Annotated in this window: 1 pseudogene; it reads right to left on the bottom strand. The window is 64.1% G+C overall.

Annotated elements, in window-relative coordinates:
• Positions 1-312 (bottom strand): annotated as a pseudogene (locus AC5RVV_RS18325) (MFS transporter); the annotation flags it as partial.

Genomic DNA, 312 nt, shown 5'->3' with positions numbered 1-312 from the left:
ATACTGCCCAATCAGCACGAAGGTGCAGGAGGTCAGCAGGATGCCCGCGGCGGTGATCATACTGCCCCACAGCATCGGCCGGCGGGGCCCGAACCGCTGCAGCAGCTTCTCGCCCACGCGGATGGTGGCCAGGATGGCAGCCAGGTAGCCCAGGGTGAGCAGGCCCGACTGCAGGGACGTGAACCCCGCGGCGAACTGAACCAAGCCCAGGGAGACAATCAGGGTACCGGCGGCTCCATTGAGCAGGAAGTTGGACAGCGTGGCGCCGGAGAAGGTCATGTTCGAAAACAGGCTCAGGTCCATAAAGGTCTC

The organism is Arthrobacter sp. MDT2-34-1, from assembly GCF_059091365.1.
The sequence above is the reverse complement of the archived record's forward strand: the minus strand, read 5'-3'. Positions and strand labels throughout refer to the sequence as shown.